Source organism: Stenotrophomonas sp. NY11291 (assembly GCF_023277365.1).
Lineage (GTDB): Bacteria > Pseudomonadota > Gammaproteobacteria > Xanthomonadales > Xanthomonadaceae > Stenotrophomonas > Stenotrophomonas geniculata.
In genome coordinates this window covers 1915355-1930731 of the sequence record NZ_CP096975.1, presented here as the reverse complement: position 1 = coordinate 1930731, position 15377 = coordinate 1915355, and the positions used below count along the sequence as shown (strand labels likewise).

Below are 15377 nucleotides of genomic sequence, written 5' to 3'. Positions count from 1 at the left end.
CTGGAGTTAGGAGCCCGCTTCCTGCGGAAATTCCTGTCGAATCCGCTGAATATAGCGATCAGATGCCGCCCGATCACCCAGCCGCGCTTCGATTTGAGACGCAAGTTGTAACACGGAACGCGTTGCGGGTGCAGCCGCAATCCTACGTTCGGCGAAGGCCCGGGCCTCCATGTAGCGGCCCTGGCGGAAGCTGAGCTGGGCCATCGCCTCCAGCGCGACCGGGTTTCCCGGCAGCGTCGACAGCGCCGCGCGCAGGTCGCGCTCGGCACGTTCAAGCTGGCCAGCGTCCAGGGCACAGCCCCCGGCATTGGCCTGGGCCTCGGCCGGTGTGGCGTAGCCCGGCGCCTGCAGCGCACGATCGAACCAGGCCAGCGACTCGGCCGGCCGGCCCTGCTGGCACAGCCACGCGCCGTAATTGTTGAGGACGTCCCCGCGCTGCGGCGCCCGTTCGGCAGCCCTGCGGAAGCTTTCGCCGGCCTGCTGGGTACGGCCACGGCGCTCGTCGATGCCGGCCATCAGCACCAGCGCATCAGGCGATTCGGGTGCCAGCTTCAGCGCCTCGCGCGCCTTGCGTTCGGCCGCATCGAGGTTGCCGACCTGCATGTCGCGCGCGGCCAGTGCCAGCAGGTCCTGCAGGCGCACCTGACGCCGCACGTTGTCCGGATCGCGGACCGAGTAGACCGGCGCTTCGCTGGGGCCCAGCCTGGCCTTGGGTTGGGATTTGCAGCCGCCGACCGCAACGGCCAGCACGCCTGCGAGCAGAACCAGCCCGAGGCGGTCAGGCCGCGGCATCGCTCCCCTTCCCCGCCTGCAGCGTCTTGTTGAATTCGGCCTGGCGGCGGGTACGGTCCATCACCTGGCCCTTGAGCTGGCCACAGGCAGCGTCGATGTCGTCGCCACGGGTGCGGCGGACCATGGTCAGCACGTTGCTGTCGAGCAGGATCTTCTGGAAGGCGCGGATATGCGCCTCTTCCGAGCGCTCGTAGCGGGTACCCGGGAACGGGTTGAACGGAATCAGGTTGACCTTGCCCGAATCCTTGGCCTGCACCGCGTTGTCGAACTGGCGCATCAGGCGGGCCAGCTCGCGGGCATGCTCGGGCTTGTCGTTGATGCCCTTCATCAGGGTGTATTCGAAGGTGACCGATTCGCGGCGCTTGTTGGCGCGCAGGTAGCGTGCGCACGAGGCCATCAGCTCGGCGATCGGGTACTTCTTGTTGAGCGGCACCAGGGTCTCGCGCAGCGCATCGTTCGGCGCATGCAGCGACACCGCCAGCGACACGTCGCTTTCGGCAGACAGGCGGTCGATCTGCGGGACCAGGCCGGAGGTCGACAGGGTCACGCGCTTGTTGGCCAGGCCGTAGCCCAGGTCGTCGCGCATCACGCTCATGGCGCGCACGACGTTGTCGAAATTCATCAGTGGCTCGCCCATGCCCATCATCACCACGTTGGTGAGGCGGCGCATCTGGTGCGGCACGTTGCCCAGGTGGCGCGCGGCAACCCACACCTGGCCGATGATCTCGGCGGTGGTCAGGTTGCGGTTGAAGCCCTGGGTGGCGGTGGAGCAGAACGTGCAGTTCAGGCCGCAACCGACCTGCGAGGACACGCACAGCGTGCCGCGGGTCTTGTCCGGGATGTACACGGTCTCGATGGCGTTCTTGCCATCCACGCCCATCGCCAGCAGCCACTTGTGGGTGCCGTCGGCGGAGGGCTTGTCGAACACGATGTTGGGAACCAGCACCTCGGCATGGGCCTGCAGCTTGGCACGCAGGACCTTGCCGAGGTCGGTCATTTCATCGAAGTCGGTGACGTAGCGATGGTGGATCCACTTCATCACCTGATGGGCACGGAACTTCTTTTCGCCAAGCACCTCGACGAAAAACTTCTCCAGGCCCGCGCGATCGAGGTCGAGCAGGTTCTGCTTGCCAGCCGTGGGTGCCGACTTCGGCAGCGGCTGGATGGCGGGGGACTGTACGACCTCGTTCACGGCATTACTCTCAGCGCGAGACGACTTCGGTGGCGGCGAAGAAGTAGGCGATTTCAATCGCGGCATTCTCGACCGAGTCCGAGCCGTGGGCGGCGTTGGCATCGATGGATTCGGCGAAGTCGGCGCGGATGGTGCCCGCAGCGGCTTCCTTCGGGTTGGTGGCGCCCAGCAGGTCGCGGTGGGCCAGGACGGCGTTCTCGCCTTCCAGGGCCTGGATCATCACCGGGCCGGAGATCATGAACTCGACCAGCGCGTTGAAGAACGGACGCTCGCGGTGCACGGCGTAGAAGCCTTCGGCTTCACGGCGCGACAGCTGCTTGTACTTGGCGGCCACGACCTTCAGGCCGGCCTTCTCGAAGCGGGCGTAGATTTCGCCGATGACGTTCTTGGCAACGGCGTCCGGCTTGATGATCGAAAGGGTGCGCTCCAGCGCCATGGGATGTCTCCAATGGAATCGGGCCGCTGATGGCCCGAAGGGTAACATGAAAAAAACCCGCGTCGGGACGCGGGCTTAGCCTGATAAACGTAGGCGAATTGTAAAAGATAACGTGGCCGGGTGGTAGAGGGCCATGTGGCCCTGTAGTAGAGCCAAGCCCATTCTCGGCTGGCCTTTGGGCCGAACAGCAGCCGAGCGCGGGCTCGGCTCTACAGGTTCAGGTCCACCCATTCACCCACCTGAGTGAAATCTGACCGAGCCGGCCGATTTTGCTGCACTGCAAAATGCCATACGGTACCGTCTGGTTCTAGTATCAAACAATCGTTTGATTAAGGTCCGCCCATCGATGGCCAAGCCCGCCCACTTCTCGACCAAGGACCGGATCCTCGGCGCGGCCGAGGAGCTGTTCGCCCAGCACGGCTTCGCCGGCACCTCGCTGCGGCAGGTGACCAGCCAGGCCGACGTCAACATCGCCGCGGTCAACTACCACTTCGGTTCCAAGGAAAACCTGGTCAACGAGGTCTTCCGCCGCCGCATGGACGAGATGACCGGTGCCCGCCTGTCGCAGCTGGAGCGGGCCCGCAGCGAACACCCCGGTGAACTGCGCCCGGTGCTGGCCGCCTTCGTCGAACCGGCGCTGGCGCTGGCCCAGGACCGCCAGAACGGCGGCGCCTTCGTGCGCGTGATCGCCCGCGCCTATGCCGAGAAGAACGACAACCTGCGCAAGTTCCTGTCTGACCACTACGGCCACGTGCTGCGTGCGTTCGGCAAGGCCATCGGCGAGTGCGTGCCCGGCCTGAGCAAGGAAGAGCTGTACTGGCGCCTGGACTTCCTGGCCGGCTCGCTCACCTATGCCATGGCCGACTTCGGGCTGATCAAGCGTCCCGCCGGTGTCACCGAAGCGGCGCATCGTGCCCATGCCGCCCACGAACTGATCCATTTCGCCGAAGCCGGGTTCCGCGCCGCCGCACGCGCCAGCGCCCTGCCCGCTTCCCTTTGATTCCACCCAGTAACTGCTGACCAACAAAGGCCCTACACCATGTCCAATTCCCTGCTAGTCCGCCGCGCCGCCGTGCTGGGTGCCGGCGTCATGGGTGCCCAGATCGCCGCCCACCTCACCAACGCTGGCGTCGACACCGTGCTGTTCGACCTGCCTGCCAAGGAAGGTCCGGCCGACGGCATCGTGCTGAAGGCGATCGCCAACCTGGGCAAGCTGAGCCCGGCGCCGCTGGCCAGCAAGTCGCTGGCCGAAGCCATCACCCCGGCCAACTATGAGTCGGGCCTGGAGCAGCTGAAGGACTGCGACCTGATCATCGAGGCCATTGCCGAGCGCATGGACTGGAAGCAGGACCTGTACAAGAAGATCGCGCCGTTCGTGGCCGACCACGCGGTGCTGGCCTCCAACACCTCGGGCCTGGGCATCAACAAGCTGGCCGACGTGCTGCCCGAGCAGCTGCGTCACCGCTTCTGCGGCGTGCACTTCTTCAACCCGCCGCGCTACATGCACCTGGCCGAGCTGATCCCGGCCACCACCACCGATGCCGCCGTGCTGGAAGGCCTGGAAGCCTTCCTGGTCACCACCCTGGGCAAGGGCGTGGTGTACGCCAAGGACACCCCGAACTTCATCGGCAACCGCATCGGCGTGTTCTCGATCCTGTCGACCATCCACCACACCCAGCAGTTCGGCCTGGGCTTCGATGAAGTGGACGGCCTGACCGGCCCGCTGGTCGGTCGCCCGAAGTCGGCGACCTATCGCACCTCCGACGTGGTCGGCCTGGACACCATGGCGCACGTCATCAAGACCATGGGCGACACCCTGCCGAATGATCCGTGGCATGAGTTCTTCAAGTCGCCGAAGTGGCTGGACGCGCTGATTTCCAAGGGCGCGCTGGGCCAGAAGACCGGCGCCGGCATCTTCCGCAAGGTCGGCAAGGACATCGTGGTGCTGGACCTGGAGAAGCAGGACTACCGCCCGGCCGATCGCGCTGCCGCGCCGGAAGTGGTCGAGATCCTGAAGATCAGGAACCCGGCCGAGAAGTTCGCCAAGCTGCGCGAAAGCCAGCACCCGCAGGCGCAGTTCCTGTGGGCGACCTTCCGCGACCTGTTCCACTACAGTGCCTACCACCTGGCCGACATCGCCGAGACCGCGCGCGACGTGGACCTGGCCATCCGCTGGGGCTACGGCTGGTCGCTGGGCCCGTTCGAAACCTGGCAGGCCGCCGGCTGGAAGCAGGTCGCACAGTGGATCGCCGATGACATCGTGGCCGGCAAGAGCATGAGCAACGCCCCGCTGCCGGACTGGGTGTTCGATGGCCGCGACGGCGTGCATGCCGCCGAAGGCAGCTACAGCCCGTCGCGCAATGCCAAGCTGCCACGCTCGTCGCTGCCGGTGTACCAGCGCCAGCGCTTCCCCGATCCGCTGCTGGGCGAGAAGTTCGCGCCGGGCGAGACCGTGTTCGAGAACGACGGCCTGCGCATGTGGCACGACGGTGATGGCATCGCCGTGGTCAGCTTCAAGACCAAGATGAACACCGTGTCCGACCAGGTGCTGGACGGCCTGCAGGAATGCGTCAGCCGCGCCGAGAAGGACTTCCAGGGCCTGGTGATCTGGCAGCAGAAGGAGCCCTTCTCTGCCGGTGCCGATCTGGCCGGTGCACTGGGCCTGCTGCAGGCCGGCAAGGTCGACCAGTTCGAAGAAATGGTTGCCAACTTCCAGCGCACCAGCCAGCGCATCAAGTACTCGCTGGTGCCGGTGGTTGCCGCCGTGCGTGGCCTGGCGCTGGGTGGTGGCTGCGAGTTCCAGATGCACAGCGCCAAGACCGTGGCCTTCCTGGAAAGCTACATCGGCCTGGTCGAGGCCGGCGTCGGCCTGCTGCCGGCCGGTGGTGGCCTGAAGGAACTGGCCGTGCGCGCCTCGCAGGCCGCAGGCCCGGGCGGTGACGTGTTCGCCGAACTGAAGAAGACCTTCGAGACCGTGGCGATGGCCAAGGTGTCCAACTCCGCGGTCAACGCCAAGGAACTGGGCCTGCTGCGCAGCACCGACAAGGTGGTGTTCAACAGCTACGAAGCGCTGCACATCGCCAAGGCCGAAGCTCGCGCCCTGGCCGAAGCGGGCTACCGTCCGCCGCTGCCGGCACGCCGCATCCAGGTGGCCGGTGACGTGGGTATCGCCACCTTCAAGATGATGCTGGTCAACATGCTGGAAGGCCGCTTCATCAGCCCGTACGACTACGAGATCGCCGAGCGCATCGCCACCGTGCTGTGCGGCGGCAAGGTCGACCGCGGCACCCTGGTGGACGAAGAGTGGCTGCTGACCCTGGAGCGCAAGCACTTCGTCGAACTGGCCCAGCAGGAAAAGACCCAGGCCCGCATCGCGCACATGCTGAAGACCGGCAAGCCGCTGCGTAACTGATCGCCATCACTGCTTTTGGTGGGTGCCCACCTTGGTGGGCACTCCTCCGCCTCTGGTAGGTGCCCACCGTGGTGGGCACACCGGCAAAAAACTTCGAGAGATCACTGCAATGACCAAGCAAATCCAGGACGCCTACATCGTCGCCGCCACCCGTACTCCGGTCGGCAAGGCGCCCAAGGGCATGTTCCGCAACACCCGCCCCGACGACATGCTTGCGCACGTGCTGCGCAGCGTCGTCGCGCAGGCCCCGGGCGTGGACGTCAACCGCATCGATGACGCGATCATCGGCTGCGCGATGCCGGAAGCCGAGCAGGGCATGAACGTCGCCCGCATCGGCGTGCTGCTGGCCGGCCTGCCGAACACCATCGCCGCACAGACCGTGAACCGCTTCTGCTCCTCGGGCCTGCAGGCCGTGGCGCAGGCTGCCGACGCGATCCGCCTGGGCAACGCCGACCTGATGCTGGCCGGTGGCACCGAGTCGATGTCGATGGTGCCGATGATGGGCAACAAGATCGCCATGGCACCGAGCGTGTTCGACAACGACCACGTGGCCATCGCCTACGGCATGGGCATCACCGCCGAGAAGGTGGCCGAAGAGTGGAAGGTCTCGCGCGAAGACCAGGACGCCTTCGCCCTCGCCTCGCACCAGAAGGCCATGGCGGCGATCCAGAACGGCGAGTTCAAGGACGAGATCAGCCCGTACGAGATCGTCTCGCACCTGCCGGACCTGGCCGATGGCCAGCGCATCATCACCCGCAACAAGATCGCCGACACCGACGAAGGCCCGCGCCCGGACTCCTCCGCCGAAGGCCTGGCCAAGCTGCGCCCGGTGTTCCGCAACGGCCAGTTCGGCGGCACCGTCACCGCCGGCAACTCCTCGCAGATGAGCGATGGCGCCGGTGCCGTGCTGCTGGCCTCTGAGCAGGCGATCAAGGATTACGGCCTGACCCCGCTGGCCCGTTTTGTCAGTTTCTCGGTGGCCGGCGTGCGCCCGGAAGTGATGGGCATCGGCCCGATCGCCGCGATCCCGAAGGCACTGAAGCAGGCGGGCCTGACCCAGGACCAGCTGGACTGGATTGAACTGAACGAAGCGTTCGCCGCGCAGTCGCTGGCGGTGATCCGCGATTGCGGCCTGGACCCGAGCAAGGTCAACCCGCTGGGCGGCGCGATCGCCCTGGGCCACCCGCTGGGTGCAACCGGCGCGATCCGTACCGCAACCCTGCTGCACGGCCTGCGTCGTCGCCAGCAGAAGTACGGCATGGTGACGATGTGCATCGGCACCGGCATGGGCGCGGCGGGTATTTTCGAAGCGCTGTAAGGTTCAAAGCGTTGCCGGCTGATTGTTGGTTGGCTGTGGGGCCCGGGTGGGTGAGGCTGCCCGGGACACGCCGTAAACCCGTCCCTGGGGGCTTGGCAGCGGCTTGCTAGCGTGCGCAATCCTGCGCACGCAGCAAGGCCGGGGTTGGGCGTCCTGCCCAACCCGCCAGGCGCATGCGCCTGGCCCATGCCGCTGACAGTCCCGGTCAGCCTCACCCACCCGCGCCACCCAACATTCCGCGCTGCGGAGGGATGAGCAAGGCAGGGTCAAAGGCCGGGGTCAGAGCCCTTTGCTGCGCAAAGGGCTCTGACCCCAACAATCAAAAAAGGCAGCCATAGGCTGCCTTTTTTGATTGTGCTTCTGCCTTTGATTCCGCCCTTCCCGTCCGCGCCCGCAGGAAACCTGCCAGGCGGGACGGGTGGGCCGTTGCAGGACCGTTGGCGCCATGGGCCCGAGGCATGCCTCGGGCGGGTTGGGCAGGACGCCCAACCCCGGTCTTGCCGTGTGCGCAGGACAGCGCACACGAGCAAGGCGCCATCGAGCCCCCATGGACGGGTTTACGGCGTGTCCTGCAACGGCCCACCCGTCCCGCCCATCACGTATCAATCAAGGCGCTGCACGGAACGCTTGATAAACCTTATTCCGCCAACATCGCCGTCAGCTTCTCCCGCGCCGGCCCTGCCAGCTTCGGGTTGTCCAGCGCAAAGCGGATCGTCGCCTCCACCAGCCCCAGATGCGTGCCGCAGTCGAAGCGGGTGCCCTCGAAACGATAGGCATCAACCTCCTCGGTCTTCAGCAGCTGCGCGATCGCGTCGGTCAGCTGGATCTCGCCACCGGCACCGCTGCCGGTCTGCTCCAGCAGCTCGAAGATCTTCGGGCTCAGTACATAACGGCCGACCACCGCCAGGTCGCTCGGCGCGTCCTCCGGCTTCGGCTTCTCCACGATCTGCGAAATGCGACCCTTGCGGCCGTCGAACGCGTCAGTGGCCACGATGCCGTAGCTGGCCGTCTTGTCGTGCGGCACGTCTTCAACGGCGATCACGCTTGCACCACTGGCCTCGTTGAGATCGGCCATCTGCTTCAGTGCGCCGTCGCCGCGGTTCCAGATCAGGTCATCCGGCAGCAGCACCGCGAACGGCTCGTCGCCGATCACGGCCTTGGCGCACAGCACCGCATGGCCCAGGCCCAGGGCCTCGGCCTGGGTCACGAAGATCGCACGCACGCCGTTGGGCAGCACGTGGCGGATCATCTCCAGCTGTTCCTGTTTGCCGGCGCGCTCGAGCTTCTGCTCCAGCTCGTAGGCCTTGTCGAAGTAGTCGGCGACCGCGTGCTTGTAGCGGTTGGTAATGAACACCAGCGTGTCACAGCCCGCTTCGATCGCCTCATCGACCGCGTACTGGATCAGCGGACGATCAATGATCGGCAACATTTCCTTCGGAACCGTCTTGGTTGCCGGCAAAAAGCGCGTCCCGAGCCCTGCCACTGGAAAAACTGCCTTGCGAATTCGCTTGCTCATTGGTGCCTGTTGGCCTCACGTGCCGGAAAAGGTACGACTTTAGCGGATGAAATGTAAGCATCCTGTTCGATAGGAGAAAACTCCGGCATCGTCGCGAACAGGATCTCCTGGATGCTGGTGGTGTCGTAACCAGCCACGGCATCGCGCAGACGTGGAACATTGCCCAACACCAGATCACGCGAGAACGTGCGTACACCGGCCTCGAGAATCTTCGGGTGCGCGGTGGAACGGTAGTCCTCGTCCGAATAGAACAGCGTCTCGTGCAGCTTCTCGCCCGGACGCAGCCCGGTGTAGATGATCGGAATGTCCTTGTACGGCTGCTTGCCGGCCAGGCGGATCATCTGCTCGGCCAGCACGCGGATCGGCACCGGCTCGCCCATGTCGAGCGTATAGATCGCACCGTGCGACGCCGAAGCGGCCGCCTGCAGGATCAGCTGGCAGGCCTCCGGGATGGTCATGAAGTAGCGACTGACCTCCGGATCGGTGACGGTCACCGGCCCGCCACGCAGGATCTGTTCGCGGAACAACGGCACCACGCTGCCTGCAGAGGCCAGCACGTTGCCGAAGCGCACCGTGACGAAACGGGTATGCGTGGACTTCTGGTCCAGGCTCTGGCAGATCATCTCCGCATAGCGCTTGCTGGCGCCCAGCGCATTGACCGGGTCGACCGCCTTGTCGGTGGAGATGAACACGAAATGCTCCACGCGTGCCTCCAGGCAGGCGCGGGCCACGTTCTCGGTGGCCAGGATGTTGTTGCGCACCGCTTCGCGCAGCTGCCGCTCCAGCACCGGCACATGCTTGTAGGCGGCGGCATGGAAGGCGGTGTCGACGGGGTGCAGCGACAGGGCGTGGCGGATCACCGCCGGGTCACCGCAGTCGCCCAGCACCGCTTCGACCTCGACATCCGGGAAGCTGCGCCGCAGCTCGCCCTCGATGGTCAGCAGCAGCAGCTCGCTGATCTCGAGCAGGATGATGCGGCCGGCGCCGTGACGCGCGCACTGGCGGCACAGCTCGGAGCCGATCGAACCACCCGCGCCGGTGACCATCACCGTACGCCCGCCCAACCAGCCACGGATCAGGTTCCAGTCCGGCATGATCGGCTTGCGGCCGAGCAGGTCCTCGATCGCCACTTCCTTCAACTGCCCCGGCAGCGACTGGCCCTGCAGGATATCGCTGAGCTTGGGCACGGTGCGGAACGGCACGCCGGTGCTTTCGCAGATGGCGACGATGCGCTGCATGCCCGCAGCGTCCAGCGACGGAATGGCGATCACCAGCAGCTTGGCCGCGGTCTCGCGGACCACTGTCGGCGCATCGTCCAGGGTGCCGAGGATCGGCAGGCCCTGCAGCTTGGCACCGCGCAGGTGCGGCGCGTCGTCCAGCAGGCCGACCGGCTCGAAATTGCCCGAACGGCGCAGGTCGCGGACCAGGGTCTCGGCGGCCTGGCCGGCACCCAGGATCAGCACGCGACGCGCGGACGAGTCCGACTGCAGCGCCTGATAGTCCTTCCAGGCCCGGTACAGCAGGCGCGGCGCGCCCAGCAGCGCCGACAGCGCGAACGGATAGATCACCAGCACCGACATCGGCACGCCGTCGAAGCGCTTCCACATCAGCACCAGCACGATGGCGACCATGCCGATGAAGCTGGCCTTGAAGATGTTCAGCAGGTCGCTGACGCTGGCGAACCGCCACAGGCCGCGATAGAGGCCGACGCGCCAGAACACCATGCCCTGCAGCAGCAGCACCAGCGTGGTGTCGACGTTCCAGAGTGGGAGCTCGGGGGCGTTGGCCAGGATCGAGTACCGCCCCGCGTGGAGCAGCTGCCAGCACGCCCAGACCATGAACAGGTCATGGCAGACGATGGCCGAACGCGGCATCAGGCCGAGGATTCTGTCCCGCCAGGGTGAAGCCATAAGTCAGGTATTTCCTTTTGGGTGGCGCAATCCATTGCGCAGGAGGAGCCAGAGGACGCTCAGCGCGGTGAACCACGCGATCGCCACGGCAGCCTCCCACCTCGGCTGCAAATTGGAGCAGACATTAAGCACTGTAATACTGAACAGGCCCAAAGCAAAGTACATCCCTGTTACCTGGGCGTGACTGGCTCCTGCCTGCACCGCGCGCTGGTAAACGTGCTGGGTATGGGGTTCCATCCAGCGTTGTCCGGAAATGATGCGCGCCAGCAGTGTGAAGCCCGCGTCCACAAGGAAGGGCGATGCCGACACCAGCAGCAGGATCCAGTGAATGTCGGTCTTTACGCTGGCCAGTGCCAGCACCGCCGCCACGGCGTAGCCCAGCGCGCCACTTCCGACATCGCCCATGAAGATCCGGGCCCGCGGGAAGTTGAACGGCAGGAAGCCAAGGCAGGCCAGCCCCAACGCGACCGCCGCCAGCGAGTACGGCCAAGGCAGCAGCGGCGCCAGTCCCAGCGCGACCACGATGGCCTGGCTGGCGGCGATGCCGTTGATCCCATCCATGAAATTCCAGATGTTGATCAGCGAAGCGGTGAACAGCAGGACCAGTACGGCCAGCAGCCAGCTGCCGCCATGGACCTTGACCAGCGCGGCCAGCAGCGCGGCGGCGATGAAGTGCACCATCAGGCGGCGCATGGCCGGAAGCGGCCGGTGGTCGTCCCACCAGCCGATACCCGCCACCAGCGCCAGGCCAAGGCTGGCGACCAGCAGGCTCGGACGCGCTTCGGGCCAGGCCCACATGGCAACACCGGCGGTCACCATCAGGCTGATGACGATGGCGATGCCGCCGCCACGCGGGGTCGCCACGCTATGACTGCGGCGTTCGCCCGGCTGGTCAAACAGTTGCCGGCGCAGCGCGTAGCCCCGCGCTGCCCAGGTCAGTGCCGCACTCAGCAGGGCCAGACCCAGCAGCGCGCCCATCACGAGCCACGGCATGGATCAGAGCACCGCGTAGTTCAGCAGCGGCTTGACCGTACCCCACTCCTTGCAGCTCGGGCACTGCCAGTGGTGGGTGCGCGCACCGAAACCACAACGGGTGCAGCGATAGGCCGGATTGCGCACCAGCAACTGGTCGGTGATGTGCTTGAGGTCGTGCAAGGTCGCCGTGGAATCGGCACCTTCAGCCAGTGTCAGGTCGATCAGCGCGGACTCGCCACGCACCGACGGGCGATCCTTGAGCTGGCGGCCCAGGTAGGCACGGGCCGGGGCCACGCCCTCCTGCTCTTCCATCAGACGGGTCAGCGCCAGCACCGGGGCAATGCCACGGTAATGCTCGGTCATCTCCGACAGGAAGGCGCGCGCGCCGGCCAGATCGCCCACCTTGCGGTAGTTCTGCATCAGCGCCGGCAGCAGCTCCGGCAGGTACTCCGGATCGTTGCGCGCCGCGCGCTCGAAGGCGCGCACGGCCGCTTCCGGATTGCCGGCATCGGTTTCCAGGCGGCCTTCAATGATGCCGGCACGGACCGACATCGCATCGGCCTGGTAGGCCCGGGCAATCGCTGCCCTCGCCTCTTCCAGCTTGCCGGCACCGCGGAAGCGTTCGGCCAGTTCGCACTCGAACTGCCCGATCAGCTTGCCCATCGGCTCGCCGGTGACGTCCTCGAAACGGGTGGCGTTGTCGATCGCCTTTTCCCAGTCGCGCTCGGCCTGGTAGATGCCGATCAGGTGCTTGAGTGCCTGCGGAGCACGCTGGTCCAGCTGGGCCAGTTCGGTGAACACGGTTTCGGCGCGGTCCAGCAGGCCGGACTTCATGTAGTCCTCGCCCAGCGCCAGCAGCGCCTGCACGCGTTGCGCATCGCTGAGGTCGTGGCGGTTGACCAGGCCCTGATGCAGGCGGATGGCGCGGTCGACTTCGCCGCGGCGACGGAACAGATGGCCCAGCGCGACCTGGGTCTCGAAGGTTTCCTTGTCCAGCTCGGCGATGTGCAGGAACAGCTCGATGGCCTTGTCCGGCTGCTCGTTGAGCAGGTAGTTCAGGCCACGGAAATAGGTGCTCGACAGGCGGCTGACCTGGCTGTCACCGTGGCGTTGACCACCACGCCGTCCGATCACCCACCCGGCCAGTGCGGCCAGCGGAACGAACAGGAAGAACCAGAACCACTCGGTGACGAAATCCATCTTCGATCAGCGTCCATCAAAAGATTGGGGGGAAGCAACCGGTGCCGGCGTGGCGACAGCGGACTTGTTGGCGCGGCGCAACTGGCTGTAGAGCGGAATGACCACGCTCACCAGCACCAGGCCAGCGCCGACGATGACACCGATCAGCAATGCGGCAATGATTGCCACGCCGACCGAGGTCTTCAGTTGGGTGAAAACAAGGTTGATGGTCATCTCGTCCATGTTCATGGCACCGATGATCAACCCAAGAATGAGTACCGCCAGCAGGACCAGCAGACGAAAAACCTTCATGCGACAGCTCCAGTGGCAGGAGTCCGTAGCTTATCCGACTCGCGGCTGGATTCGCACGCGGTGGCGCGACGGGAGGCTCAGGCCGGATCGGCGTCCAGCGGCAGCACACTGCTGACCCGCTCGCGCAGTTCCTTGCCCGGCTTGAAATGGGGGACGTGCTTGCCCGGCAGGGCAACCGATTCGCCGGTCTTCGGGTTGCGACCCAGGCGCGGCGGACGATAGTGCAGCGAGAAGCTGCCAAAACCACGGATTTCGATGCGATCCCCGGCGGACAGCGATCCGCCCATCATTTCCAGCAACGACTTCACCGCCAGATCGACATCATCGGCCTTCAGGTGCGCCTGGCGGCGCGCAAGGATTTCGATCAGTTCGGATTTGGTCATTACCGGCTCACATCAGGGGTATCCCAGCCTGAAACGGCCCGGGCAATGCCCGGGCCGTCCAGGAAACAACGAACAGCGTAAGGCCGATTACTCGGACTTGTTGCCGTTCAGCTGTGCACGCAGCAGCGCGCCCAGCTGGGTGGTGCCGCTGGAAGCCGAAGAGGACTGGTATTCCTCCAGCACTTCGCGCATTTCAGCGTCGTCCTTGGCCTTGATCGACAGCTGCAGGGTACGGCCCTTGCGGTCCATGCCCACGAACTTGGCTTCGACCTTGTCGCCGACCTTCAGGTGCTGGGTGGCGTCGTCAACGCGCTCGTTGGCGATGTCGCGGGCCGAGACGTAACCTTCGATGCCGTCAGCCAGCTCGATGATCGCGCCCTTGGCGTCGACTTCCTTCACCACGCCTTCGACCTTGGAGCCCTTCGGATTGGCAGCCATGTACTGGCCGAACGGATCCTGCTCCAGCTGCTTCACGCCCAGGGAGATGCGCTCGCGCTCCGGATCGACAGCCAGGACGACGGCGTCCAGGGTATCGCCCTTCTTGAAGTTGCGAACGACGTCTTCGCCGGTGGTGTTCCAGCTGATGTCGGACAGGTGGACCAGGCCGTCGATGCCGCCGTCCAAGCCGATGAAGATGCCGAAGTCGGTGATCGACTTGATCTGGCCCGACACCTTGTCACCCTTCTTGTGGGTGGCAGCGAAGGTTTCCCACGGATTGGCGGCAACCTGCTTCATGCCCAGCGAGATACGGCGACGCTCTTCATCGACGTCCAGCACCATCACTTCGACTTCATCACCAACCTGGACAACCTTGGACGGGTTGACGTTCTTGTTGGTCCAATCCATCTCGGAGACGTGCACCAGGCCTTCGACGCCCGGCTCGATCTCAACGAACGCACCGTAATCGGTGACGTTGGAGACCTTGCCGAAGACGCGGCTGTTGGCCGGGTAACGACGGCCGATGTTGTCCCACGGATCCTCGCCCAGCTGCTTCAGGCCCAGCGAAACGCGGTTGCGCTCGCGGTCGAACTTCAGCACGCGGACGTCCAGCTCGTCGCCAACGTTCACGACTTCCGACGGGTGACGCACGCGCTTCCACGCCATGTCGGTGATGTGCAGCAGGCCGTCGATACCGCCCAGGTCCACGAACGCGCCGTAATCGGTCAGGTTCTTGACGACACCCTTCAGGATCGCGCCTTCCTGCAGCTTGTCCATCAGCTGCTCGCGCTCTTCCGAGTGCTCGCTTTCGACGACAGCGCGGCGCGAGACCACGACGTTGTTACGCTTGCGGTCCAGCTTGATGAGCTTGAACTCGAGCTCCTTGCCTTCCAGGTAGGCCGGATCGCGCACCGGGCGCACATCGACCAGGGAACCCGGCAGGAAGGCGCGGACATCCTTGATGTCCACGGTGAAACCACCCTTGACCTTGCCGCTGATGCGGCCGGTGATGGTTTCGTTCTTTTCCAACGCTTCTTCCAGCTCGTCCCACACCATCGCGCGCTTGGCCTTCTCGCGCGACAGGACGGTTTCGCCGAAGCCGTTCTCGATCGAGTCGAGGGCGACCTTGACGATGTCGCCTTCGGCGACGTCGATTTCGCCAGCGTCGTTACGGAACTGTTCGATCGGCACGATGCCTTCGGACTTCAGGCCAGCGTTGATCACCACGACATCGCCGCGGACTTCAACAACGGTACCGCTGACGATGGCGCCCGGCTTCAGCTTGGCCAGGTTGGCCTGGCTGGCTTCAAACAGTTCGGCAAATGATTCGGTCATTAGATTTACTCTGTTGGACACATGGGTCGGTGGCGTCCCCTTCAGGGGAATGGCGACCGCCCGCCTGTTGGTCGACCCCGGAAACGCAGGTCGTGTGTAGTAGGAAAACCGCCACGCATCATTGCGCGACGGAGCTGGTACAGCACTGTTATGCGCGACCACCGCCGATGCTGCTGGCA

13 protein-coding genes are annotated in these 15377 nt (G+C 65.3%); 3 read left to right on the top strand and 10 right to left on the bottom strand.

Annotation, left to right across the window (positions count from 1 at the left end; all coding sequences use genetic code 11):
- Positions 1–6 precede the first annotated feature (6 nt).
- The 3 genes from pilW to ndk are packed head-to-tail and all read right to left on the bottom strand — an operon-like array spanning position 7 to position 2420.
- On the bottom strand, positions 7–792 hold the full coding sequence (pilW, locus tag M1L61_RS09080; RefSeq protein ID WP_248854595.1) for a type IV pilus biogenesis/stability protein PilW: 786 nt from the start codon (positions 790–792) through the stop codon (positions 7–9).
- Positions 779–1984, bottom strand: a complete 1206-nt coding sequence (rlmN, locus tag M1L61_RS09075) for a 23S rRNA (adenine(2503)-C(2))-methyltransferase RlmN (RefSeq protein WP_005409296.1) — start codon at positions 1982–1984, stop codon at positions 779–781. The genes pilW and rlmN overlap by 14 nt, the downstream gene beginning before the upstream one ends.
- Before the next feature lie 10 nt (positions 1985–1994).
- Positions 1995–2420 (bottom strand): nucleoside-diphosphate kinase, encoded by a 426-nt coding sequence (gene ndk / locus M1L61_RS09070; RefSeq protein ID WP_008265389.1) that lies wholly within the window; start codon positions 2418–2420, stop codon positions 1995–1997.
- Positions 2421–2766: 346 nt separating this feature from the next.
- Here ndk and M1L61_RS09065 point away from each other — a divergent pair, with 346 nt between their 5' ends.
- The 3 genes from M1L61_RS09065 (at position 2767) to M1L61_RS09055 (ending at position 7150) form a co-directional block, all read left to right on the top strand.
- Complete coding sequence (locus M1L61_RS09065) at positions 2767–3420, top strand: TetR family transcriptional regulator (RefSeq protein ID WP_019338406.1); 654 nt, start codon at positions 2767–2769, stop codon at positions 3418–3420.
- Between the two features lie 39 nt (positions 3421–3459).
- The gene (locus M1L61_RS09060; protein WP_111174251.1) at positions 3460–5832 is read left to right on the top strand and encodes a 3-hydroxyacyl-CoA dehydrogenase/enoyl-CoA hydratase family protein; all 2373 of its coding nucleotides are present in this window, start codon (positions 3460–3462) and stop codon (positions 5830–5832) included.
- Between the two features lie 109 nt (positions 5833–5941).
- On the top strand, positions 5942–7150 hold the full coding sequence (locus M1L61_RS09055; protein ID WP_005409292.1) for an acetyl-CoA C-acyltransferase: 1209 nt from the start codon (positions 5942–5944) through the stop codon (positions 7148–7150).
- Positions 7151–7787: 637 nt separating this feature from the next.
- Here the strand turns inward: M1L61_RS09055 and galU are convergent.
- The 7 genes from galU to rpsA all read right to left on the bottom strand — a co-directional run bounded on the left by galU (position 7788) and on the right by rpsA (position 15198).
- Entirely contained in the window at positions 7788–8666 is an 879-nt protein-coding gene (gene galU, locus M1L61_RS09050) for a UTP--glucose-1-phosphate uridylyltransferase GalU (RefSeq protein WP_019336276.1), read from the bottom strand.
- Complete coding sequence (locus M1L61_RS09045; protein WP_043397011.1) at positions 8663–10576, bottom strand: nucleoside-diphosphate sugar epimerase/dehydratase; 1914 nt, start codon at positions 10574–10576, stop codon at positions 8663–8665. The genes galU and M1L61_RS09045 overlap by 4 nt, the downstream gene beginning before the upstream one ends.
- A gap of 3 nt (positions 10577–10579) precedes the next feature.
- Positions 10580–11569 carry a glycosyltransferase family 4 protein gene (locus tag M1L61_RS09040; protein ID WP_053442862.1) on the bottom strand — a complete coding sequence of 330 codons (990 nt, stop codon included), beginning with the start codon at positions 11567–11569 and terminating at the stop codon, positions 10580–10582.
- Between the two features lie 3 nt (positions 11570–11572).
- Complete coding sequence (gene lapB / locus M1L61_RS09035; protein WP_005416232.1) at positions 11573–12751, bottom strand: lipopolysaccharide assembly protein LapB; 1179 nt, start codon at positions 12749–12751, stop codon at positions 11573–11575.
- 6 nt (positions 12752–12757) lie between these two features.
- Entirely contained in the window at positions 12758–13042 is a 285-nt protein-coding gene (locus tag M1L61_RS09030) for a LapA family protein (protein WP_049423675.1), read from the bottom strand.
- Positions 13043–13119: 77 nt separating this feature from the next.
- A complete protein-coding gene (locus tag M1L61_RS09025; RefSeq protein WP_005409286.1) occupies positions 13120–13425 on the bottom strand; it encodes an integration host factor subunit beta in 306 nt (101 codons plus the stop codon).
- Positions 13426–13512: 87 nt separating this feature from the next.
- Positions 13513–15198 carry a 30S ribosomal protein S1 gene (gene rpsA, locus M1L61_RS09020; protein WP_005416230.1) on the bottom strand — a complete coding sequence of 562 codons (1686 nt, stop codon included), beginning with the start codon at positions 15196–15198 and terminating at the stop codon, positions 13513–13515.
- Positions 15199–15377: the final 179 nt, after the last annotated feature.